Source organism: Sulfuricurvum sp., from assembly GCF_023229695.1.
Lineage (GTDB): Bacteria > Campylobacterota > Campylobacteria > Campylobacterales > Sulfurimonadaceae > Sulfuricurvum.
In genome coordinates this window covers 77,505-100,742 of record NZ_JALNYS010000011.1, presented here as the reverse complement: position 1 = coordinate 100,742, position 23,238 = coordinate 77,505, and the positions used below count along the sequence as shown (strand labels likewise).

The window sequence follows — 23,238 nt, the reverse complement described above, 5'->3', positions numbered from 1 at the left end:
GAAAAATGATTAATGAGATTGTCAGAGTTTGAGCATCGCTCCATTTTAAGTGCCTTTCGTCAAATTTTCAAGACTGGCAATATCTATCTCTTTGGAAGCCGTGTTGACGATCAGAAGAAGGGGGGCGATATTGATCTCTATATCGAGACCGAAAACTCTGATCATTTATCTGAAAAAAAGATTCAGTTTTTACTTCTCCTCGAATCGCTAATCGGTGAACAAAAAATTGACGTTGTCTTTCATCGAGATAGCACACGTCCCATAGAGCAAGAAGCTAAAAATAAAGGAATACAGTTGAATACGGATACTTTGATCATCGAAAAATATCTAAACGAGTGTGAAAAACATATTTTACGAATAGAGCAAGCCTATAAGAGCATCAAAGAATTTTCACCCATCAGCGCCACTGCTTATCCAAATTTGAGCGAATCACAAGTTCAAGCAATAGATCAATATCTCTTTCGATTTGCGAAGCTTCAAGATACGATGGGGGACAAATTGTTTCGACTTATTTTGTCTCAATACGAAGAAAATACCCAAAATCTTTCCTTTATCGACACTCTAAATAAACTCGAAAAATTTGGATTATTGCCCAGTACAAAAGAATGGTTGATGTTGCGAAAAATTCGTAATGAAATATCCCACCAATATGACGACGAACCAGAAGAAATGAGTCAAGCCATCAATAGTATTCTGAATCAAAAAACGATTATTATTGAAATATACAATCATTTAAAAAACCATTATATGAACCAAAAGGCTTCCTTATGACATCAACCAAGGCCAAGGTATCGTCTTATCCTAAAACCACTATCATTATCTCCGTTTATAAAGATACCGAAGCACTTGGATTTATATTAGACAGTCTGAAAAACCAAACCTTGCTTCCCGATGAGATCATCGTCTCCGAAGACGGTAATTCGCAGGAGATGGACGATTTTATCGCAACGCAGAAAAACCGCTTTCCCCATCTGCTCCATCTGACGCAAGCCGATGAGGGGTGGCGCAAGAATAGGGCAATGAACAATGCGATCAAAGCCGCGCGTCACGAATACCTCGTTTTCATCGACGGAGACTGTGTCCCCTACACCACCTTTATCCAGGCCCATGTCGAAAATGCCCGAAAAAAGATCGTCCTGTGCGGCAAGCGGTTTGAACTGGGTCCGACCTTCACCGACAAAGTGAAACGCCATGAGCTCAAACTGGCCGATATCGAAAAAAACTTTCTCCGGTATCTCCCCTCCATGGTCAAAGACGACGCAAGGCATCCCGAAGATGGCCTCTACTTCAAATCGCACAAGCTGATCAGCCGTTTGATCCACAGACGCTACGTCCGGCACATTATCGGGTGCAACTGGTCATGCTACAAAGAGGATTTTTTGACTATCAACGGATTTGACGAGACCTACCGTCTTCCTGCCGAGGGGGAAGATGTCGATCCGAGCTGGCGTTTTCGGGGAATGGGGATCGAGCTCAAATCGTGCCGGAACAATGCGAACATCATCCATTTGTACCATCCTAAACGGTTCAGTGCGATCGAAGGGGATGTCAACAAAGCGATTATGGAAAAACACCGTGCTGAAAATGCTTTTGTCTGTAAAAATGGAATTGTCAAAATCTAATTTTCGATCTCCCAGTACTCTTTGCACTTTTGGACAAACCGCTCTACCGATTCGTCCGATTCTCTCTCCTGTTTTTCCAATCGCTCCAGAAGCAAAGGACGCGTCTCAATCGCATACGCACGATCCCCAAACCCGTAGGCAATCCCGTAACGGTTCTCTTCATTCGGCTGCCACTCCTCCTTGCTCACCCCCGTTTCGGGGATAACGATGGGGATACAGCCGCACATCGCGGCATAAACGGTATACATGGTATAGGTATCGTAAAAGAGGCAATATTCAACCGCATTAAAGACCTTTGCCATCTCTTCATGCGATAATCCGTCGATCAGGATGGAATCGGCCGTATCGTGGAGCATCGTTCGCTTATACCCTTTTCGAAGCAGATAGCAGCTCCCCTCCCTTTCCCCCGTATTGGTCACCCGATATACGGCGGAGCGTTGGGAAACGATATGCAAAAGGTTCTCCGGAAACGGGTTATAGCAATGATCATCAAATGCCCGATCGTAAAAGAAGAACAGATCGTCAGCACCGAACTCGATTTTCCCGCCGTTGTTGAAACCCGGTTTATGCAAAAGCCACCGAACCGTATGCCGCGCGTTCAGAGGGTTGCCGAGGACAACTTCGGGATAGACGACGGTTCCCCCCTTCAGATCGTCAGCGGAGGTATCCGGCGTATCGAGAAGGGGATTTTTTTGATATCCGTATTTGAGTGTTTTACGGAAATAGCGGATAAAGCGGTAGAGTGTTTTGAACAGATTTTTCCTATCAAAAACGGGCTTATGGATCGGCCAAAGAGAGGCTGCATACCCCAGTTTGTTCAGCCTGTCGCACAGCTGGTGAAGAACGACCGTCCCGCCGGCGTTATCATCGTATCCCGGTGCGACAATAATGAATTTCATACTTCAGACGGTTTGAACGTAGGTTTTAATCACGTCGATCATATAGGCGATCGCTTCGTCACCCATCCCCGGATAGAGGCCGATCCACAAACTGTCGTTCATGATTTTGTCGGTATGAGCCAGATCACCGACAACACGGTAATCGACCCCTTCAATCATCGTATCAAACATCGGATGGCGGAGCATATTCCCGGCGAAAAGGTTGCGGGTCTGGATATTGGCGTTTTCCAAATGCTCCGCCAGATCATTGCGGGTAAAAGAGAGCCCCTCTTTCAACGTAATCATAAACCCGAACCAGCTCGGAGCGCTGTTGGGAGTTGCGGTATTTAAAATCAATCCCTCTACCCCGGTTAGCCCTTCATAGAGCTTGGCAAAGTTCTCTTTCCGTTTTTCGACAAACGCCGGAAATTTCTCCAGCTGTGCCACGCCGATCGCCGCTTGCATGTCGGAGACTTTGAGGTTAAATCCGAAATGGCTGTAGACGTACTTGTGATCGTACCCTTTCGGCAAACTTCCGAAACTTTGGGAAAACCGGGCCCCGCAGGTGTTATCCACGCCGCTTTCACACCAGCAGTCACGCCCCCAGTCGCGCATGGAGAGCATTATCTTTTTCAGCAGCGGATTGTCCGTATAGGTCGCTCCCCCTTCTCCCATTGTCATATGGTGCGGCGGGTAAAAGCTGCTCGTTCCGATATCTCCCCATGTCCCGGTGGGTTTTCCCTCATAGGTGGAGCCAAGCGCATCGCAGTTGTCTTCGATCAGCCAGAGGTTGTGCCGGGTACAAAACGCTTTGACCGCCCCCAGATCGAACGGATTGCCGAGGGTATGGGCGATCATCACCGCTTTGGTTTTGGGGCTCAGTGCCGCCTCCAGCTGTGTCGTATCGATGTTAAAATGGGTCAATTCCATATCCACAAACACCGGAACCGCACCGTATTGTACGATGGGGGCGACCGTCGTCGGAAATCCGGCGGCAACGGTAATGACTTCATCCCCTCTTTTGATTTGGCGCTCTTTGAGCAAAGGGGAAGTCAACGCGTAAAACGCAAGAAGGTTGGCCGAACTGCCGCTGTTGACCAAAAATGCCCATCGGACTCCGAGATATTCGGCTAATTTTTTCTCAAATATTTTGGAATAGCTTCCGTAGGTGAGCCAAAAATCGAGGCTGCTGTCGACAAGATTGACCATCTCTTTCTCATCGAAAACACGTCCGGCATAATTGACACGGCTTTTTCCGGCTACGAACTCTTTTTCCTGTTGCGGTTTGTGAACCAGTTCGTAATACTCTTTGGTCTTGGCCAAAATCTCTTGTTTCAGTGCTTCTTGTTGCGTCATTCTTTCTCCTCCGATTGTTTCCAAAATGTAGTGCATAATTGTAAATACGGGTCTGCTTCTATTTTCTCCCGATCAATATGATGCAAAATGGAGCGAAAATAATTTCGCATCCGTATAATCGCCTCTCGATGCGAAGTAAATTCAAAATCTTCGATTTCATCCATCAAGCGGCTGTTATCCGATGTATATTCGTTATTGAGCCCCTCATTGATGATTTTGATCTCCGACGTAAAGTCGCCCGTTTCATTGATCAAACGGGCCAGGGAGAGCAGATCGATTTTTCTCCCCGTCGTCACGTTATAGACCTTGTGTGCCGTTTCATGATGGAGAAAATACTCGACGATTTTTACCAAATCCTCCACATAAATATAATCGAAAAAGACATTTTTATGAATCGTTATGGGCAAATGTAAGAGATTTTTCACAATAGCATTAGAGATAAATTTAAACCGATAATTCTCATATTCACCGTAGCAGCCAAAAATTCTCAAATTCAGATTATTATCGCTTTGCTCGATACATTTGGAACAGACTGACTTGTAAAAACCGTACTCATCCAGCGGCATAGCGCTGTTCGCATCTTCCTCTTTGGCATCTTGAATCGGTTTATGTTTGCCGTATTCCGCACCGCTGCCGAAATGGATGATTTTTGAAACCTTATCCGAGTGTTTCACAATATTGAAAAACATACGGAGATTTTCGTGGACGATGTTTTCATTTGTGCTGTCCCGCCCGCCGCCGCGATTGGCGCAGTTGATGATGAGATCGGGTTTTGTCTCCTCGATATAGGCATCGACGGCGACTTCGTCGGAAATATCGAGGGTTTTGCTCTCCGGAGTCAAAAGGGTATAGAGGCTATTGTTTGCTAGGTGCTTTTGCAAATGTCTGCCGATAAAACCGTTGGCACCGATGATGAGGATTTTCATTTTCATTCTTCCTCTATTATTTTATTTAAAGCTTTTTCAAGTTGTGTTTTGTTTGGCAAATACAGTTGATATTTTGCAAGAAGTATTTTGTTTGTGATACTTTCAGTCGCATATTCTACCAAAATATGATTTTTGTATGCACCTAAGATAATTCCTACAGGTTCATTGTCACCTTCCGTAGCTTCTTCTTTTTTGAAATAATTAAGATAGAGATTCATTTGTCCGATATCTTGATGGTCTATTTCACCTCGTTTAAGGTCTATCAATACAAAGCATTTGAGGATTCGATGATAAAAAAGTAAATCAACTTTAAAATGCTTTCCACCAATACTCATACGATATTGTCTGCCAATAAATGCGAATCCTTTTCCAAGTTCAAGTAAAAATTGTTGTAGATTCGAAATAAGCTTCTCTTCCAAATCACTTTCAAGATAATGATGTTGTTCAGGGATATTTAGAAACTCTAGCACAAAAGAGTCTTTTATCAAATCCTCAGGCTGTTCTACTTCATGACCATTACTAGCCAATCTCAACACACCCTCTTTATCGGTACTAAGTGCCAAACGATGGAACAACATACTTTTCATTTGTCGTTTCAACTCCCGAACACTCCATTTTTCTTTTTCTGTTTGCTTCACATAAAAGCTTATTTCTAGTTCTGAATCAGATTTGAGTATCTCGTAATAATGACTCCAAGTCAATTTGTGGGACACTGTCCCACTTTTTGGAAATGTCAAATAAAGCTTTCTCATATAAAGTAAATTCGACCTTCCAAAACCTTTGCCGTAAGTCGTTGTCAAATCACGAGAAAGCCTCTCAAAAAGTTGTGTTCCATACTCAGCTTTTTCATTTCCATTTTGCTCAAACTCTACAATATACCGACCTATCTCCCAATAAGTCTGAACTAAAATAGTATTAATACTGTAAGCTGCTTTTTCCCTACCAAGAGCAAGTAAACTACCTATTTGAACAATAAGTTCATTATAGTTTTTTTGACTTGATATCTCTATATTCACATCAATACCTTTAGCTCTTTACTACTAAGAGTCAACAGTGTGTAGGTGCTGTTTTTGGTGAAATACTCGCATAGATGTTTGCCAATAAACCCATTTGCACCGATGATAAGGATATTCATATTTTTGCCTTTGATATTGCGCTAAAAACAATATTTTTGTTTAAAAAGTATCCAATAAAAGTATAGATCATCATTGATATTATGATACTTATTATGACTCCAATGTTTAGCCATTCAACCATTAAATATAAAAAAATATGACTGATACTATACGCGATAATAAATACTATAATGAAATTTTTAAATTCTTTTTTCCAATGCCCATTACTTTGGAAAGTGTATCTTTTATTCATAAAAAAACTATTGATTAATGCAATAACATAACCCATAAAATATGCTATTCCATACTTAAACTCAAAAAATTTAAAAAACAATAAAATAACAAGAAATGAGATTCCAGTATTTATAAGACCAACCCCTATATACTTATAAATCATCTATAATATTTTCCTTTTGCAGTACCGAGCTATTGGTTTCTTCTTTTATATAATACAAAGGTCGATTTTTTGTTTCCACGAGTACTCGCCCGATGTACTCAGATATAACAGCCAAGAATACAAAGAGGATTGAGAACATTAAACTCATCAGGACCATCATGGATGCCCAACCTTCCGCAATTTTTTCAGCATCTATAATCTTATAAATGAAAATTCCTGTAGCCGTCAGGAAAAGGATAAAACTCAATATAATACTAAACAGAGAGACAATACGAAGTGGTTTATTTGAGAAACTGATAATCGCGTCCAGTGACGCATTTACTAATTTTGAATAATTATATTTTGTTTCTCCTGCAAACCGTCTATTTCTGTCAAACGGCAATTTTGTCACTTTAAATCCAACATAGGCATATAACATCTTCATATATCTATTTTGTTCTTTTAGCTGATTTAAAGAGTTCACAACTTTTCGACTAAATACTCTATAATCTCCAGCATCTTCAGGTATATCAAAGCCACTCATATTTGATGCTATTTTATAAAAATATTTAGATGATACTTTTTTTATAAAACCTTCTCCTTCTCTACTTGTACGCGCAGCATAAACCACATCATATCCTTGAAGAGCTTTATCGACTAAGCTTGGGATTAAACTAGGTGGATCTTGCAAGTCTGAATCCATCAAAATAACATAATCTCCAATAGAACCTTCCAGTCCTGCAGTCATTGCAATTTCACGTCCATAATTTCTAGATAAAGATATCAATCGAATATTTTCAGTCTTCTGTTGCATTGTTTTTATAAGCTCTACTGAGTGATCAAGAGAACCGTCATCAACCAATACCAGTTCATAATTCAAATAATGCGCTTGCAAAACTTGAATAGTTTCATTAATGTATGCCTCTATACATGCTTCTTCATTGTATACTGGTGCTACTATAGAGACAATAATATCCTTCTTCATACTTATTCCTTTAATATTTTTTTATATAATTTTCTAAATCATATATATTATCAATTTTAGAGCCTAGAATCGTCACTATTAATGGTTCTTGCACATGTTCTTTGATAACTATAGGTCTACCATCATTTGCTTCATTACGCGATACAATCGCTTTAATGGTGAATTTAGACCCAAGATATTCCGATTTGTCTATACTAGGTAAATACCGCCGAGCATCATTTACCATATATTTCCATTTACTTTTATGCTCTTTATCGGCTATAGCATACGTATTTAAACTCTTCTCTTTTTCATACCAATGCGCATGAGGGGTATACCTTACATGTGTCAATGAATGGCAATCAAAAGCCGGATAAGGCATTGTAGAAAAATATTGACCATCCATAACTGTTATACCGAGTTTTTTAAGCTCTTCCGGCGGACTAATTAATGCTATTTCAGTCAACTCTAACTTAAAATCCAATATTTCATACTGACTTTTAGACAATAATTCATTGATCCCCGCATAGGTTGCATTAAAAACTTTTTTAGCCATATATTGAAAGTTTTTTGTTTCTAATCTTGCAAGCTTACCTTCAACAGACAATCGATGAACTTTAGCATTAAAAACTATTTCGACGTTATTAAACTTGCATAGTTCTTCTAAAAGAGTTTTTTGCATTTTATTAGCATCAAAAGCAACTTCATCAACTAAATAAAGATTTTCGATTAAATCAGCCGAAAATAAACTACTGATTTTTGCACTTGGCTTTTCTAATGGTATCTCTATATTTTCACAAAATTTTTCAAATTGCACACTGTTGACATAAGAATTCTTTTTAGCAATTGCATAGATTTTTTTAAAATTAGTATTTATACAATCACTGTATTCTTCACAGAATTTTTTATAATGGTTATGTGAGCTTAGTGCTGTAGGATAGCTTCTTGGATAATGATATCCATTATGTACTCTTGCCTGATTGATAAGTGATGCACGTTTAAATGCCTCACTTTCACTCTCCAAAATAATAATATTTTTTCCTTTTTTAGCAAAAAAAAGGGCAACTCTTAGACCAAAAAAACCTGCTCCAATAACTGCTATATCATAATACTTCATCTCAAGTATTGTCCGCCATTAATATCTATTATACTTCCAGTAATAAATTGCGCACTTTCACTTGTTAGCATTAAAGCAATTTTTGCTATATCTTCGGGTTTTCCTGCACATTTAAGAGGTACCTTTTCAATATTTTGCTCATACAATCCAGGAATCAAATTATTAGTCATACCCGTATTATCTGTTATTCCGGGTGCGATACCGACAACTCTAATATCAGGGGCAAACTTGAGGGCAAGTGACTTTACAAGGGAGTGGATAGCACCTTTACTGGCAGCATAAGGATCATCAAAGCTGCCTTTTTGTCCTGAAATAGATCCTATTAGAATAATACTCCCACCTTTTTTGATTCGATTTTTAAGATTTTTAATAATCAATATTGGAGTTATGACATTAATATTAAAGAGATCTTGTAACCCTTCATATGCTTGCTCAAATATCGATTTCCCTGGCAATACTGCTGCAAAATTAACAAATGCATCAATCTCAAAATCAAAGTTTTTAAAAATATGATCAATCTGCGCAGAATCGCTATAATCACATTCTAGAATATTCTGATATTTTTCACTATTTACAAGCTTTGTTTTATCACGTACAATAGGAATAACATCATGCCCTTCTAATTGAAGCAAATTGCAGAATGCCAATCCCATTCCTGATGTAACACCCGATACTAAAAAAATCTTTTTTTTATTTTCCTGCATAATGTATCTTTCTATGACTATATTAGTTCACTGAATTATTATTTAGATTGGTATTATTTAAAAATGATTTAATTAAAATATAAAGGATGGCTAATGTCATAATTAAAGGATTGAGAACTACTTCAAAAGAAATAGAATGGACATGAAAATAATTTTTTGGAACAAGCACAAAAACTGAAGTGAAAAGAATAATGTTTAAAAATTTATTGGAATAATTTATATTAGGATATTTAAATGGAATCAGTAAGAAAAAGAAAAAGAAAAATAAGTAGTAAGAAACGAATATAGAAGAAGAAAGTACATAAACTGTTGCCACAATAAAAATAAATTCGAATATATTAAGTGATTTTTGTTTTATGTATAAATAAGTGGAAAGAGTAAGCAAGATTATATTGATAACTAAAGAAATATAATTAGCATACACGAATGCAGTATTTAAATCAAAAGAACCTAATTTAGAAAGAGCCAGTATTACTATTTTTAAGGCTCCGTATAATGAATTATTAAATAGAAGCCCACCATTGCCTATTACATATAATTCATAATAAATTCCTACTGCGGTAATGAAATTATCAAAAGTATAATCATTATATAATTGATGAGCAAGGATCAAATTTAGATAAAAAATACTCACTGAAAGGAAGAAAAATAAAATTAGACCTTTCGATCCTTCTTTATAACCATAAACAAGAAATAGAATACTTAAAATTAAAGCATTTGGTCGAAAATTACAAATAATAGCTAATAATAGGATTGGAAGTAGGATATTTTTTCTTTGAATAATGTTCAAAAAGAAAAATATTGTAAGAATACTTACTATAAATGAAAATATATGCCCTCTGGTTAGTATAAAAAGAACTGGATATGAAAACATCATTATTATAAAGAATAATATTGATTTTTTTTGATTTTCTAGGAGTCTTGATAATAGAAAAATACTTAATATAACAAAGCAATAAAAAAGTATTAAGAGAAAATTAGGACCAAAGTATTTTAAAATTTTAGCACATGCAATTGAAAAATTTACAGCTAATGGTGGTAGATGCATATTTGTTAATATACCACTTTTTATAGATTCTAACCCTCCGTATGGATTATTATAAAAGTATTCTTGATATAACGTCGGCCATTCAGAAATATTTTGTATATTTTCATGCTGTATAAACGATAGTGAAAACTTTATCAAATCTGCATGTAAGTCTCTCGAATCAAAGAGAAAACTTGATATTGAGTATTCATTAAATCCATACGAGACTGCTAATGAGTTAAAGAAACCATTTAAAAGGGTGAAAAATATAATAGCAAATAAAAATAATTCTACTCTATTCACTTTAATAACTACATTCATGGAAACCTTTTTGCAATTCTGTTATTTATAATTATATCATAATCAAGTAATAATTATTTTTTTAAACGTTTTTCCAACATCTCGATACGCTGATCATCCTCCGCTTTAATACCCGAGTAATAACGGCGTTTGCTTTTCAACCACAGAAGTTCGAATTCAATCGCTTTTAAGATCCCTTTTTCAGGATGATGCCGAATCGCTTCTGCCGCAAAAACGACTTTCCGTGTTTCGTATTTGTCAATTAGACCCTCATCTCTCAGTGATGCAATCAAAGGGATAGAGCCGGTAGAGATTGCTCCTCCCAGACCTGTCTTGAGATTTTTTTCCCGAGCTTTTTTAAAAATATTCCGGCACATTTCGGAAATTTCTTCACCGTCGACTTTGCTGCGGTCATATCCCATGGAACCGACAAGGTCAACCCGTCCTACCGTAATACCGGTGAGCAATGGAATACTATTCAGGGCAAAAATTGCATCAAGGTTATCATACGCAGTCTGCGTTTCGATATTAATCGCAAAATCGATATCTTCACGGTTATCTTTGGCGACAAACGTTTCGATGGAATTTAAAAACTTTGAGACGGCAAAAGGGGTTTCCGCCATCGGCGCGATAATCCCTTTTACTCCGATCGAAAGGCCGTTATAAATATCGGTAATGGCCTCAACTCCCCCTATTTTCAGAATGATCGGCAAATCAATTCTGGACGTGATATCTTTGAGCCGCATCATCTCTTCGATACGGCTCCCTTCGGCTTCGAATTCCGCCTTGATTTCAAAAACACCGTATTCATCCCGAAGTGTTTTTAAGACTTCGACCATTTCCCGTTCGATAATATTCATAGTGTTCTCCCTATTAAAAGTTTCATGGTTATATCCAATGCCTGATCAAACTCTTCTTCCCTCACATCGTCCGCTTTCTGCATTGAAAAGGTTACATCCGGAAGTATCACCGTCAATGCCTTACCAATACGCTTTTTATCATTTTTCATCGCCATCAACAAACGTTCCGAGTCAAAATGGCTATTTTCCAAAGAAAGCGGTATATTCGGGAGAAACAGATTTTGATTTAAACGGTCAAAAAAATCGCTCTCCATTATACCGCGCCCTAACGAGATCGCATTGGCAAAAATCATTCCCACCGTCACCGCGATACCGTGCGGTACATAATACTCGGTTACCGTTTCCAGCGCATGACCGAAACAATGTCCGTAATTGAGGAGATTCCGTCGTCCCTGATCAAATTCATCCCCTTCCATATAAGAGAGCTTGACACCCATATTCTCTTCGATCAGCGGCAACAATCGGGTACGGTCTTGTTTCGCCCGTTCAACGATTTCAACAATCTGATCAAAATCTTTCGTCTCCTCTTCTTTCATCAGCTGAAACTTAATCGTTTCACCGATACCGCTGTAAAAATCAAGCGGGGTTAAAGTCTGAAGGAATACCGGATTAACATATATTTTAGACGGTGGATAAAACGTCCCCAGCAAATTTTTATACGATTTGAAATTGATCGATGTTTTACTGCCGATGCAACTGTCCGTCTGTGCCAAAAATGTTGTCGGGATAAAAATCCAATTCACTCCGCGATACAACGTAGATGCGATAAAACCGGTCACATCCTGAGTGATCCCCCCTCCGATCGAAATAAGGGTCAAGTTTTTCTTGGCGGCCTGTGCAATCATCTGCTCAATCAGTATTCCGGCATACTCGAGCGTTTTATTCTCTTCCACAGCATCCAATAAAATAATCTCTTCCTGTGAAAAAACCGCATGAAGTACTTCATGATAAAAGGCCGCAACATTGCGATCAATAATAATGGATCGGTGTTCAATCTCGCCTAACGATGCTAAAAAATCAAAACTCTCCTCAAATGAGACCGTATAATTTTTAATATTGGATTGTATCTGAAGTTCTCTCATGCCAAAAATCCTCCGTCGATAATGATGGTTTGTCCGGTGATATAGCTATTGTTCCGGGAAATTAAAAAAGCAACCGTCCGTGCGATCTCATCGGGTTCGGCAAAACGCCCCAAAGGGATTGTAGCTTTGATCTTGGTCTGTTCCTCTTGGGGGACATTTTTTTGGGTTAGTTCAGTATTCACATACCCGGGACACACCGAATTGACAAGAATATTATACCCCCCAAGTTCCCGTGCCAACGCTTTTGTTACTCCGTTAAGGGCAAACTTCGTAGCCGAATACAAGCTCCTGTTCTCTTTGGAGCGTATACCCCAGATTGAACTGATATTGACTATTTTCCCGTATCCCCCGTTTTTCATCGCCGGAACCACCTCTCGGATCAAGGCGAGAGGGCCGATAAGATTGGTCCCCAACATAACATCCATGTCACTGTCACTTATGCTATCAACTGCACCGAGGATATTGATTCCGGCATTATTAATCAGAATATCAATGTTGGGATGCTTTTGACAATAGGTACGAATAGACTCTCGGCAGGAGAGATCAAGATCATAATGAGACGGAGTCAATAGATCATACGTAGTACTGCTTTCCTTCAAGAGATCGGCAATTGCCTTTCCGATACCCTTTGACGCACCTGTGATCAGTACCGTCAACTTACTCATCAATCATCTTTACAAGCATATTGGCTTTAAATGTTTCTCGATCTAAAAATGGAAACATATCCTCCAATGGTTTAGAGATCATTCGCCCATCCGGTTTCGCTTCAGAAGAGAGTTTTGGTTCCATTTTTTCCGTTGGGCTGAGCATTACTTCACACACGACCGGACCTTGCATACGAAGGATATTCGCAACATCATCAGCAAGATTATTTTGATTCTCGATTCTGTACGCCGGAAGTCCATATGCCTGAGCTATTTTAATCGTATCCGGACAGCTTACTCCACTTTCATGAGTTGATCCGACATAATGTCCTTTGAAAAAACCGCCCTGCGTATTGCGAATCGATATGTATCCGTCATTGTTAAGGATAAAGAGTTTGATCGGAAGTTGATTATGGACGATCGTCTGAAGCTCTTGAATATTCATCTGGAGACTGCCGTCTCCTGTTACACAAATAACATCGCGTTGATTATTGGCGTAACACGCACCGATTGCAGCTGGGAGATCATACCCCATAGAGGCACAACCGGAATTGACCACAACTTTTTGATTTTTACGTAGACGCAAGCTCTGGTACGATGCGACACATGCCGTACCGTTTCCAAAAACAAAAATATCATTATCTCTCGAAACGTTTGAGAAAACATCATAAAAATTATACGCATCTACCACTTCAGTAACACTCTGACGCTCAGTTGTAATTGTAGGAAAATCATGGCGATAGCGATTACATTGGTCAAACCATTCGTCGTATGATGGTAATTTAGCAAAAGTAGTCGCTTCTAATAATTCGCTACAAAAAACTTTCGCATCCGCTTCAACCGGTATATCAATCTCTACTGTATGCTTTTTCAACTCATTTGGATCGATGTCAACCACAATTTTCTTTGCTTCACGGGCAAAAAACTCCCAGTTATAACTAACAACACGAATATTGAGCCTTGCACCGATTGCAACAATCAAATCACTGTTTTGCACCACAAAATTTCCGGCACGATGTCCTAATGATCCAGAACGTCCAAAATAAAAGGGATCATCGTCTTTGGCAATATCATAGCGAGCAAATGTCCCGATAACAGGAATGTTTAATCGAGCAGCTAACTGTCTAAATTCGTCTACTCCATCCGACAACGTAATCCCATTGCCTGCAATAATGACCGGACGCTTTGCATTTTTCAGGGCATCGATCACTGCTGAAATTTGGCAATCATATACAGGTTCATCAAGAGGGGTAAACCCTTTTAAATCATCCTCTTCGACCATTGCGCCTTGAATATCCAGCGGTACATCAATCCACACGGGGCCGGGACGGCCATGTTTGGCAAGGTAGACAGCTTCTTCGAGATAACGACGAATATCATTTTTATCGGTTACCATCACCGCGTATTTGGTAATCGGTTTGACAATATCAACGATATTGATCTCCTGATCACCGATCTGACGGAGATTGAGTTCCGGTTGAGAAGCAATCGTCGTTTCAAATTTAACCTGACCGGAGATAATCAGCATCGGGATCGAATCTGTCCATGCACCCATCACTCCCGTAATGGCATTTGTCCCCCCGGGACCGGTTGTCACAATGGCGATACCGATTTTATTGGATATACGAGCGTATCCCTCTGCCGCAATCGCACACGCTTGCTCATGATGGTTGCACACGTACGTTAAAGCCGGATTTTTACCGATCCCGTCGATAATGTGCATGTTTCCGCCGCCTGAAACCAAAAAAACAGTTTTTGCCGTATCGTTATGAACAGCCAAAAACTTAGCCATGTAATCTGCGACTCTGATTTTCACCCTAAACTCCATTCTAAATTTCTTTTTTTCGCATCGGCAACATACTGATTCAAATCATCAATCGTGTCAACGGTATTATTCTCATAAAAATTCTTGTACCACAGCACTGTTTTTTCAAACGTCGTATCGCTCTCCCAGACATCTTTCCATTTGAGACGGATATGGGCTTTGGAACAATCGAGTTTTAACAAATTGGCTTCGTGCGGCTGGTTCGGGTCACGGGTAATCTCGTAATCGATTTTTTTCCAGTGCTTTTTAACATTACGGACAACCTCTTCGACCGTAATACTCCCCTCATCACTGGGGCCGAAATTCCACGCTTCCGCAAATTCGACCCTCTCTTCTAGAAGTTTTTGCCCGATTGCGAGATATCCGCTAAGGGGCTCTAGAACATGCTGCCACGGGCGGGTTGCGTACGGATTGCGGATACTCACTTTTTTATCCTGTGAAACTGATAGCATAATATCCGTCATCAGCCGGTCTTTTGCCCAGTCGCCGCCGCCGATCACATTCCCCGCACGGCACGAGGCCAAAAGGGTATGATGGGTTTTTTTATACTCCGCAGGGTTGAAATAAGAACTTCGGTAGGAATTGGCCAACAAATCGGCGCACCCTTTGGATGAGCTGTAGGGGTCATACCCCCCCATCGGGTCGTTTTCGCGGTATCCCCATACCCACTCTTTGTTCTCGTACGCTTTGTCGCTGGTGATGTTGACGATGGCCTTGACCCCGTGAGCCCGGCACGCTTCAAACACTTTTAGCGTTCCGATCACATTGGTCTCGTACGTTTCGATCGGATTTTCATACGAAAGGCGTACCAGCGGCTGGGCGGCCAGATGAAACACGATATCGGGTTTATGGGCCGCAAAGGTCTGATTCAGCTTCTCTAAATCCCGAATATCTCCGATAACAGAAACCATATCAAGGTTCAGAAGAGAAATATGGTTTGGTTCCGTAGGGGCCCGAAGCGAATAGCCGATCACATTTGCACCCATCCTCTTCAGCCAGAGTGCGAGCCAGGAGCCTTTAAAGCCCGTATGCCCGGTCAAGAGAACCGTTTTGTCGCGGTAAACCCCTCCGAAAAGATTCTCCATCACCAAACCTTCCATACCGCATTGTTGTCATGCCACATCTTGTTCAGTTTCTGGTTATCTCGAAGAGTATCCATACATTGCCAGAATCCGTAATGTTTATAGGCAACCAGTTCCCCGTCTTTGGCCAGATTCTGAAGCGGTGTCTGTTCAAAGATACACGATTCATCGGCACTTAGATACTCAAACACTTTCGGTTCGCAGACAAAGAACCCTCCGTTGATCCATCCCCCTTCGGTCTTCGGTTTCTCTACGAAGTTGGCAACGCTCATATTCTCCTGAATATCGAGATTCCCGAAACGGGCCTCGGGCTGAATCGCCGTCATTGTCAGTGCCTTGCCGTGTTGTTTATGAAAGGCCACCGTCTCGGCAATATTCACGTCGGCCACTCCGTCTCCGTAGGTGAGCAAAAAGGGCTCGTTTCCGATATAGTTCTCTGCCCTTTTGATCCGACCCCCCGTCATCGTATCCAAGCCCGTTTCGGCGAGGGTCACTTTCCACGGCTCACTGCTGTTGTTGTGCACTTCCATTTCGTTGGTCTGAAGGTTGATCGTAATATCACTCTGGTGGAGAAAATAGTTGGCAAAATACTCTTTGATGTAATAGCTCTTGTATCCCAGAAGGATCACAAAATCGTTAAAACCGTGGGCAGAGTACATCTTCATGATATGCCAAAGGATCGGTTTGCCCCCGATCTCTACCATCGGTTTGGGTTTCAAATCGGTCTCTTCGGAGATACGGGTCCCGTATCCGCCGGCCAGGAGTACTACTTTCATGGGTCAATCCTTTTTTATCTTAAAAGTTATAATATATTCATCCTAATTTTCCACTAACACGCAACCGATTTCCCCTCAAAATCCCCTTTAGCGATGATCGTTTAGCCCTTTTTCACAGACAAACCGGTTTTCTTTTTGATTCTCAACCATTTTTTCCCAATAAAAGGAGCCTATATCGCGCTCATTGTAAGGATGCCACAAATGAAACTGGTTAGCTACATTTTTGCACGATTTGATCTCCAATCCGCAAGCGCGGAATCGCCAATCCAGATCCGTGTCGTCGCTCAGCGACGTTTCGCCGTACCCTTCGTCAAATCCGTTGATTGCGATCATATCCTCCCGAAAACACGAAAAGTTGCACCCCAATATAGAGGTGTTGCGTTTGCGCAGCTTAGAGAGGAGCGGATAGAGCCATCCTCTCGGGGAGAGGTAGATACCGTACTCGTATTTTGAATTTTTTTCAAATGCCAAACCAATGTATTTGTAAAGCCGCTTCTCTATATCGAGTACGTCGAGTTCATGATTTTTAATTTTTCGGGTCAGCACTTCAGAGAGATTTACCCGTCTCCCCGAGAGGACGACTCGCCGCTGTGCCAATGTGGCATGCGCTTCGATAAACGTCGTATAGGGGATGCAATCTCCGTCGATGAAGATCAGGTACTCTCCGCTGCCGGCAATAATCCCGTTGTTTTGGGAACGGGCTTTTCGGACACCGATATCTTCTTGCGTCGTATGTCTGACATCGAGCCCCTCAATGGAATCTACAAACGCTTTCATTTCACTGTTTTCACCGTCCTCGGCGACAATCACTTCGAAATTTTTATAGGTCTGCCGTTTAAGCGCATCGATAATCAAAGAGAGGGATTCACTATCTTTATAAACCGCTATAATCACACTGACGCGCATACATTCTCCAGAGCCTCTTTTAACGCTTTAAACTGCTTCTCGCTTTCAAATACGGCCAGTGCTTTCTTTTTTCCTTCGGCGGCATAGTACTCTCTAAGCCCTTCCGTACGATACAGTGTTGCCAATTTATCGGCCAAATCGTCCGAATTGAAGGTTTTAAACAGCACCCCGTTCACGCCCTCATCAATGATCTCCAACGGCCCTCCGCTGTCACTCGCACAAACGCATACACCGCACATCATCGCCTCGATCAGCACCAATCCAAAGGTCTCATTTTCTGTTGCCAATACGACCACATCGCACAGTTGCATTATCACCTGTGCCTCACGGGTAAAGCCGGTAAAAAGTACCCTATCCGTCAATCCCCGCATTGCAACATCTTTTTTGAGAAGCTGAAGGTACTCCTCACTCATCGGATGGCCGACAATCAGCGCACAAGCATCAATCCCCTGATGAATCAGTTTTTCCGTCGCATCGATCACAAGATATTGCCCTTTTTGCGGTTCGATCCGTCCGACGATCCCTACCGTAAAGGAGTCGGCCAGCCCCCACTCTTCACGACGCTTTTTTCTCTCTTCCGTACCGATAATAGCCGGCTGTTCGGCTCCGATATAGAGCACCTCAGTTGCAGGACGGATTTCGGCGGGGATAAATTTTTCGATCTGCCTTTTGACCTGATGGGTCACCGCCAGCATCAAATCGACGTTCTTGTACAAAAAACGGTGATAGAGATCATCTTTAAACCGGGTCATCGTCATGTGACGCGACTGCACCACTTTGGGCTTGCGCTTCGAGAGGAGTTTCGCCATAACGGCTACGGGAATGTCTTTCGTCCAATGCAGATGGAGAATATCGATCGCCTCTTCATCGATGATACGGGCCAAAGTACGTGCACTCAGCCACGAAAAAAGGACCTTGCGCCGTTTCAACGTAAAATAGCGATAGGGTGTATTTTCATAATAGCTTTTGAGCTTCCCTTTTTCGTTGATGACGCTGATGCATTCATCCCCCTCATCCGCCAGATAGCGAGATGCCCGCATCATATAGAGTTCCAAACCGCCCAAATCGGGGGAGAGACAGAGTTCGCAGATTTTAGTTGCCATATTTACTCTTCAATCCCTTCAAATACACACTCGATATTCAAATTCATAACGCACCCGAAAATATTAATAGGTACGCTTCCCTCACTAAAATTTCCTATCAAACGGTACGTGCCATTCTCATTTAAATAAACTTCAACTTTTTTAGCTGAGGGATCAATAATGAGGTAATACTGGACCCCTGTACGCTGATAGAGGTTGAATTTCTCTTTTCGATCTCGAGATGCCGTCGAAAAAGAGAGCACTTCCACCACGAGGGTCGGTGTCGTCGTAAGCTTTTTTGAGCCGATATTTTCACCACACACGATGAGCACATCGGGCTGAACGATGGTCGTCTCATCGACATACCAATCCACCGGAAGAAGCGTTTTACAGCGCATCGGACAATCACGAAGCTTTTCTTTGAAAAAGGTGTAAACGTTGCCGCTGATCTCTTGATGCTTAACATAAGGAGCCGGTGCCATAGCATAGGGCTGTCCTTCGATCAGCTCCCATGATCCGTCCCATTCACGCCACTCTTTTTCAGTGTAATGCGGTATCACTTCATCGGCTCTGGCACCCATGCATTCCCCTTTGATTTTTGATTCTAAATTATACCCTCTTTTGGGTTTCCCGGTTCATTTCATAAAGTTTAATGTATTTATAAAAATTGGTCGCCATATGGGAAAATGCGATGATCAACCCCGCATATCCGTCTAAAAATCCCCGTTTGAGGATATAAGTACGGAAAAAAGAGTAAAGGCCGTTGAAAAACGCTTTGGCGGGTGAAGAGGATTTTTTTCCGACGTTATCGGTTGCGAAAAGGGTCGAATAGCGGTCCAGTTTGACAATAAAATCGGAAATACTCATATAGCTGTAATGCTTCATATTCCCCTCGATCGGTCCCTTTTTCATCCCCTCGTCGATGATGTTCTCGTGGACAGCATTGTCGTTAAACCGGGTGATCGTTTTATTGTAGAGGCGGCGGATTTTTTGGTTGTTCCAGCCGCAATGACGGATCGGGATCTCTTTGTAAAAGGCCAAGAAATTGACGATATAGATCGTATGGGGATCCAACACTTTGGTCTGAAGGGTACGCAAAAGAGTTTCATCGACCACTTCATCGCTGTCGATAATCAATACCCACTCGTTTTTGGCATAACTTGCCGCTCGGTTCTTTGTTGTCCCGAACCCGTCGAAATACCCCGGTATCAAACGGACGTTCGAAAACTCTCCGGCTATCACCGCCGTTGCGTCGGTCGAATCGTTGTCGTACACGACCACATCATCAAACTCTCGCAAACTCTCCAGACTTCTACCGATCGTCCGCGCTCCGTTTTTAACAATCATCACCGCCGATACGTTCATCATTTAACTTTTTATCCATTTAACTATCATTTTAAACCAAAATCCCAACCGTTTTATCGGAGAAAACAGGGTGCCCGGAGTTTTCAACCCATCCCCTTTAATCCGGTAAATCAGACCGCCGATCCCCTCCCATGATGGGTTGATCGCATTGCCGATCCGAAAAACGTACGGATAATGTTCGCGAGCCAGCGCCACTACTGCATCGTTGTATTTCCCGTACGGCAAAACGAACGATTCGACCCGGTAGCCGAGTTTCTCTTCAAGGACAATTTTCGAACCGAATATCTCCTCTTTCAAATCGACCCCCGCTTCTGCCAGATTCCGGTGATGCATGGAGTGCGAAGCGACGGTAACATGACCGCTTTGGATCATCTCCCGCAACTCGGTATAGGTACAAAAAGGGGCAAACGTTTTATAGTTCTCCCCTTCATAAATCTGATGATGGGTAAGAGAGAGGCGCAGCGACGCTTCCAGATCGGTACTCTCCCGTATAAAAAAAGTCGGAACCGCTAAAAGGGCTTTCAGATTGAATTTTTTCAGAAGCGGAAAAACGTAATAATAAAAATCGAAATAGGCATCGTCAAACGTCAGGCAGAGAGAGGGAGCGGCCGACTTTTCTCCGGGAAAGAGCGTCGTATACCGCTGTGCTATCAGGCGCAAATGCTCCTCCATCATCGTATCGGAATTGGAAAGCGGCAAATCATCACTATTGATATGATGGTACATTACAACCGGTATCATAATTCCCTTTCTAGAATCTTTAGTACTCATTATACAAAATTTACCCCTTTTTAGAAATTACAGCTATAATACATAACAATATTTACATATAAAGGAATACAGATGTCAGCTACATTGCGTAAAAATTTTGTTTTTGACAGCACTGTCATTGCCCATCTCGAAGAAATTGCTCGTATCAAAGGACTTTCATTGACAAAAACCATCAGTGAAATGATCGAAGAACGGTATGAGGAAATTGCAAAGCAAAAGAGGATTGAGGCTTTTGAAAGTATCGTAGGTAGTGCTTCTGGGGTATTTGGGAATCTAACGATACAAGAAATTAAAGCTCAAATGGATGTTTAAACGAATCTTTTTAGATGCTAATATCTTAATTGACTCAATCGATGATCAAAGACCTATGCATCACAGAAGTACTGCTCTCATCCGTTTTTGTTTGGAGAAAGAAATTCCTGTATTTACAAGTTGCGATATTGTAACAACGGTTTATTATCTTAGTGCTAAAAAAGACAAAAAGCGGGCGCTCAATGAAATTACAAAAATCAATCGTTTTTGTAAAATAATTGATTTTTCCAACACCGAGGTGGAACAAACCTGTGATTTAATGGCTCAAAACAGCGATTTTAAAGATTTGGAAGACACAATCCAATACATTCTTGCCAAAAAAGCTTTATGCGATTGCATTGTTTCCAATGATAAAAACTTTTTGAGTCCGGACATTCTTCTCCTTAGCAGTGAACACTTTTGTAAAAGGTTGGGATTATGAAAATTTCATTGACCACCCCACTTCCATATACGTATCTCACCAGCTCCTTTGAATCGATTCAAAAAATCTTTGCCGGCGATAATCACTCTATCCACAAAGCCCGCAATGAACTAAAAATTATTGAGATAGAGGGGATCAAAACGGTCGTCAAATCGTTCAAAGTACCGCATCTGCTTAACCGTATCGTTTATACTTTTTTCCGAAAAAGCAAAGCGTACAAATCGTACCATAATGCGCTTCGCTTGAAAAAGTTAACCATCTCTACCCCTGAACCTATTGCTTTAATCGAATTTTATGAATCGGGTTTACTCAAAGAGAGCTTTTTTATCGCCGAGTATTTCGACTACGACTTTACGATCCGTACCCCGCTCCTCGAACCGCTTGAGGAGCGTGAAGCGATCTTTAAAGCATTACCGCTTACACGTATGAACTCCATCAAAAAGGGGTATGGCATCTCGATTATTCCCCCGGCAATATCCTGATCAAACGTGTAAACAACGGCTATGTGTTCAGCATCGTCGATATCAATCGGATGGAATTTAGAGAGATCACTCCGCTAGAGGGATGTGAAAATTTCAATAAACTGTGGGCGAGCGATGAGGAGCTTGAAATCATGGGATGCGAATACGCGCGGCTTAGCGGTTTGGACGAAGCGATCGCCATAGCCGAAATGCAGCGCCACAACACAGCCAACAAACAAACCAAAAATTTCAAAAAAAAGTTTAAAGCCCTTTTGAAAGGCGATTTTTCAGTTCCTGCTTGACCTGCTCAAACATCTGTGAGCGCCCTGCCCGGTCATGCGGAATCATAAAAGGGTGCTGTTTGCTCTCATCTCCAATGCTTTTCCACCGCGCTGCCGAGGCAAAAAGGGTATCGGCGAAAAAGGTAAACGTCTCACACCCAACCGCGCTTGCCAGATGATACGTCCCCGTCGACGTACTGACAAAGAGGCCAAACCGGCTTAACAATGCCGCAAAAAGGGCGATACTCCCTTGAGAAGGGTACAAAATTACCCGGCTCTCATCCAACAAAGCTTTAGCTTCATTATAAAGGTTTTCTTCATCGGGACCGAACGTCATTACCACATCAATATTCTCATTTTGTTCTGCGATACGGACCAGCTCGATGTATTCACTCAGTGTCCAGTTGGCATCCGATGAACCTCCGAAGCCGGGATGAAAGGCAATAACCGGTTTCCCAACGGAATAGGTTTCGCAAAACGCTTTGTAAGCCGTATCGTCAAAATGCAAAAGCGGCTTCGGAAAATCGAGGCTGATATCGGGAAAAAGAGCTTTGGAAAGTTCTAGATTGTATTCAAACTCCCCCATTTTTACCTCACTGCGGCGTTGGATAATGCGGCGATTGTAAAAGATTTGGGCGATTTTCGTCGCAGGGGCGATACGGATGGGGATACGGGCAATGAATTGGGCAATGGCTACACGGGTGTTGGAAAACAGGGTGATCGAAGCATCGATACGGGCTTGCTTGATTTTAAAAGCAAGCTCTAAAATATCTTCAGAGCTGTCAACGATCACCTCATCGATAAAATCGCACGATTCCGCTAATGTTCGATTCAAGGGGGCCACGAGAGCAATGATGCGGTTAGCAGGGTTATGGTGTTTTAGGACATAAAGAGTCGGAAGTGCGGTAATAAAATCCCCCACTTTATCGTTGCGTACCACTAAAATATTCATTGAAGTCCCTTGTTATTATCTCCCCATTTTACC

At 41.4% G+C, this 23,238-nt stretch carries 28 protein-coding genes; 6 read left to right on the top strand and 22 right to left on the bottom strand.

What is annotated here, in order from left to right; all coding sequences use genetic code 11:
* The first annotated feature begins 12 nt into the window (after positions 1-12).
* Together M0P91_RS09525 and M0P91_RS09520 are read left to right on the top strand one after the other, a co-directional pair.
* A complete protein-coding gene (locus M0P91_RS09525; protein ID WP_295066600.1) occupies positions 13-771 on the top strand; it encodes a nucleotidyltransferase family protein in 759 nt (252 codons plus the stop codon).
* On the top strand, positions 768-1,622 hold the full coding sequence (locus M0P91_RS09520; RefSeq protein ID WP_295066598.1) for a glycosyltransferase: 855 nt from the start codon (positions 768-770) through the stop codon (positions 1,620-1,622). Before M0P91_RS09525 ends, M0P91_RS09520 begins: the two co-directional genes overlap by 4 nt.
* Here M0P91_RS09520 and M0P91_RS09515 read toward each other — a convergent pair.
* The 21 genes from M0P91_RS09515 to M0P91_RS09420 all read right to left on the bottom strand — a co-directional run bounded on the left by M0P91_RS09515 (position 1,619) and on the right by M0P91_RS09420 (position 20,748).
* Positions 1,619-2,521, bottom strand: a complete 903-nt coding sequence (locus M0P91_RS09515; protein WP_295066596.1) for a hypothetical protein — start codon at positions 2,519-2,521, stop codon at positions 1,619-1,621. The genes M0P91_RS09520 and M0P91_RS09515 overlap by 4 nt on opposite strands.
* 3 nt (positions 2,522-2,524) lie before the next feature.
* A complete protein-coding gene (gene rfbH, locus M0P91_RS09510; protein WP_295066594.1) occupies positions 2,525-3,856 on the bottom strand; it encodes a lipopolysaccharide biosynthesis protein RfbH in 1,332 nt (443 codons plus the stop codon).
* A complete protein-coding gene (locus M0P91_RS09505) occupies positions 3,853-4,788 on the bottom strand; it encodes an NAD(P)-dependent oxidoreductase (protein ID WP_295066592.1) in 936 nt (311 codons plus the stop codon). Before M0P91_RS09505 ends, rfbH begins: the two co-directional genes overlap by 4 nt.
* A complete protein-coding gene (locus M0P91_RS09500) occupies positions 4,785-5,798 on the bottom strand; it encodes a PDDEXK nuclease domain-containing protein (protein ID WP_295066590.1) in 1,014 nt (337 codons plus the stop codon). The genes M0P91_RS09505 and M0P91_RS09500 overlap by 4 nt, the downstream gene beginning before the upstream one ends.
* On the bottom strand, positions 5,795-5,917 hold the full coding sequence (locus M0P91_RS09495; RefSeq protein WP_295066588.1) for an NAD-dependent epimerase/dehydratase family protein: 123 nt from the start codon (positions 5,915-5,917) through the stop codon (positions 5,795-5,797). The genes M0P91_RS09500 and M0P91_RS09495 overlap by 4 nt, the downstream gene beginning before the upstream one ends.
* The gene (locus tag M0P91_RS15170) at positions 5,914-6,294 is read right to left on the bottom strand and encodes a GtrA family protein (protein WP_366934076.1); all 381 of its coding nucleotides are present in this window, start codon (positions 6,292-6,294) and stop codon (positions 5,914-5,916) included. The genes M0P91_RS09495 and M0P91_RS15170 overlap by 4 nt, the downstream gene beginning before the upstream one ends.
* A complete protein-coding gene (locus M0P91_RS09490; RefSeq protein WP_295066586.1) occupies positions 6,284-7,258 on the bottom strand; it encodes a glycosyltransferase family 2 protein in 975 nt (324 codons plus the stop codon). Before M0P91_RS09490 ends, M0P91_RS15170 begins: the two co-directional genes overlap by 11 nt.
* Before the next feature lie 10 nt (positions 7,259-7,268).
* Positions 7,269-8,354, bottom strand: coding sequence for an FAD-dependent oxidoreductase (locus M0P91_RS09485; RefSeq protein WP_295066584.1), 1,086 nt, complete (start codon positions 8,352-8,354; stop codon positions 7,269-7,271).
* On the bottom strand, positions 8,351-9,058 hold the full coding sequence (locus tag M0P91_RS09480) for an SDR family oxidoreductase (RefSeq protein WP_295066582.1): 708 nt from the start codon (positions 9,056-9,058) through the stop codon (positions 8,351-8,353). Before M0P91_RS09480 ends, M0P91_RS09485 begins: the two co-directional genes overlap by 4 nt.
* 22 nt (positions 9,059-9,080) lie before the next feature.
* The gene (locus M0P91_RS09475) at positions 9,081-10,406 is read right to left on the bottom strand and encodes a hypothetical protein (protein WP_295066580.1); all 1,326 of its coding nucleotides are present in this window, start codon (positions 10,404-10,406) and stop codon (positions 9,081-9,083) included.
* 53 nt (positions 10,407-10,459) lie between these two features.
* Positions 10,460-11,245 carry an aldolase/citrate lyase family protein gene (locus M0P91_RS09470; RefSeq protein ID WP_295066578.1) on the bottom strand — a complete coding sequence of 262 codons (786 nt, stop codon included), beginning with the start codon at positions 11,243-11,245 and terminating at the stop codon, positions 10,460-10,462.
* Entirely contained in the window at positions 11,242-12,327 is a 1,086-nt protein-coding gene (locus tag M0P91_RS09465) for an AroB-related putative sugar phosphate phospholyase (cyclizing) (protein WP_295066576.1), read from the bottom strand. The genes M0P91_RS09470 and M0P91_RS09465 overlap by 4 nt, the downstream gene beginning before the upstream one ends.
* Positions 12,324-12,992: an SDR family oxidoreductase gene (locus M0P91_RS09460; protein ID WP_295066574.1), complete on the bottom strand. Its 669-nt coding sequence runs from the start codon at positions 12,990-12,992 to the stop codon at positions 12,324-12,326. The genes M0P91_RS09465 and M0P91_RS09460 overlap by 4 nt, the downstream gene beginning before the upstream one ends.
* A complete protein-coding gene (locus M0P91_RS09455; RefSeq protein ID WP_295066572.1) occupies positions 12,985-14,787 on the bottom strand; it encodes a thiamine pyrophosphate-binding protein in 1,803 nt (600 codons plus the stop codon). Before M0P91_RS09455 ends, M0P91_RS09460 begins: the two co-directional genes overlap by 8 nt.
* Complete coding sequence (gene rfbG, locus M0P91_RS09450) at positions 14,784-15,896, bottom strand: CDP-glucose 4,6-dehydratase (RefSeq protein WP_295066571.1); 1,113 nt, start codon at positions 15,894-15,896, stop codon at positions 14,784-14,786. The genes M0P91_RS09455 and rfbG overlap by 4 nt, the downstream gene beginning before the upstream one ends.
* Positions 15,881-16,654 carry a glucose-1-phosphate cytidylyltransferase gene (rfbF, locus tag M0P91_RS09445; protein ID WP_295066570.1) on the bottom strand — a complete coding sequence of 258 codons (774 nt, stop codon included), beginning with the start codon at positions 16,652-16,654 and terminating at the stop codon, positions 15,881-15,883. The genes rfbG and rfbF overlap by 16 nt, the downstream gene beginning before the upstream one ends.
* An 87-nt stretch (positions 16,655-16,741) precedes the next feature.
* Positions 16,742-17,560, bottom strand: a complete 819-nt coding sequence (locus M0P91_RS09440) for a glycosyltransferase (protein WP_295066568.1) — start codon at positions 17,558-17,560, stop codon at positions 16,742-16,744.
* The gene (locus M0P91_RS09435; RefSeq protein WP_295066566.1) at positions 17,545-18,663 is read right to left on the bottom strand and encodes a glycosyltransferase family 4 protein; all 1,119 of its coding nucleotides are present in this window, start codon (positions 18,661-18,663) and stop codon (positions 17,545-17,547) included. Before M0P91_RS09435 ends, M0P91_RS09440 begins: the two co-directional genes overlap by 16 nt.
* Before the next feature lie 2 nt (positions 18,664-18,665).
* On the bottom strand, positions 18,666-19,223 hold the full coding sequence (locus M0P91_RS09430) for a Uma2 family endonuclease (RefSeq protein WP_295066565.1): 558 nt from the start codon (positions 19,221-19,223) through the stop codon (positions 18,666-18,668).
* A 28-nt stretch (positions 19,224-19,251) separates the two neighbouring features.
* Positions 19,252-20,010, bottom strand: a complete 759-nt coding sequence (locus tag M0P91_RS09425; RefSeq protein ID WP_295066563.1) for a glycosyltransferase family 2 protein — start codon at positions 20,008-20,010, stop codon at positions 19,252-19,254.
* Positions 20,011-20,748, bottom strand: coding sequence for a polysaccharide deacetylase family protein (locus M0P91_RS09420; protein WP_295066561.1), 738 nt, complete (start codon positions 20,746-20,748; stop codon positions 20,011-20,013).
* Between the two features lie 102 nt (positions 20,749-20,850).
* Between M0P91_RS09420 and M0P91_RS09415 the strand changes: the two genes are divergently transcribed.
* The 4 genes from M0P91_RS09415 to M0P91_RS09400 are packed head-to-tail and all read left to right on the top strand — an operon-like array spanning position 20,851 to position 22,274.
* Positions 20,851-21,090, top strand: coding sequence for a hypothetical protein (locus M0P91_RS09415; RefSeq protein WP_295066559.1), 240 nt, complete (start codon positions 20,851-20,853; stop codon positions 21,088-21,090).
* Complete coding sequence (locus M0P91_RS09410) at positions 21,083-21,511, top strand: PIN domain-containing protein (RefSeq protein WP_295066557.1); 429 nt, start codon at positions 21,083-21,085, stop codon at positions 21,509-21,511. The genes M0P91_RS09415 and M0P91_RS09410 overlap by 8 nt, the downstream gene beginning before the upstream one ends.
* Positions 21,508-21,993 carry a hypothetical protein gene (locus M0P91_RS09405; RefSeq protein ID WP_295066556.1) on the top strand — a complete coding sequence of 162 codons (486 nt, stop codon included), beginning with the start codon at positions 21,508-21,510 and terminating at the stop codon, positions 21,991-21,993. Before M0P91_RS09410 ends, M0P91_RS09405 begins: the two co-directional genes overlap by 4 nt.
* A gap of 23 nt (positions 21,994-22,016) precedes the next feature.
* Positions 22,017-22,274 (top strand): hypothetical protein, encoded by a 258-nt coding sequence (locus M0P91_RS09400; protein ID WP_295066554.1) that lies wholly within the window; start codon positions 22,017-22,019, stop codon positions 22,272-22,274.
* Here M0P91_RS09400 and M0P91_RS09395 read toward each other — a convergent pair.
* A complete protein-coding gene (locus M0P91_RS09395) occupies positions 22,234-23,205 on the bottom strand; it encodes a glycosyltransferase family 9 protein (protein ID WP_295066552.1) in 972 nt (323 codons plus the stop codon). The two genes, M0P91_RS09400 and M0P91_RS09395, sit on opposite strands and share 41 nt — an antisense overlap.
* Positions 23,206-23,238 lie beyond the last annotated feature (33 nt).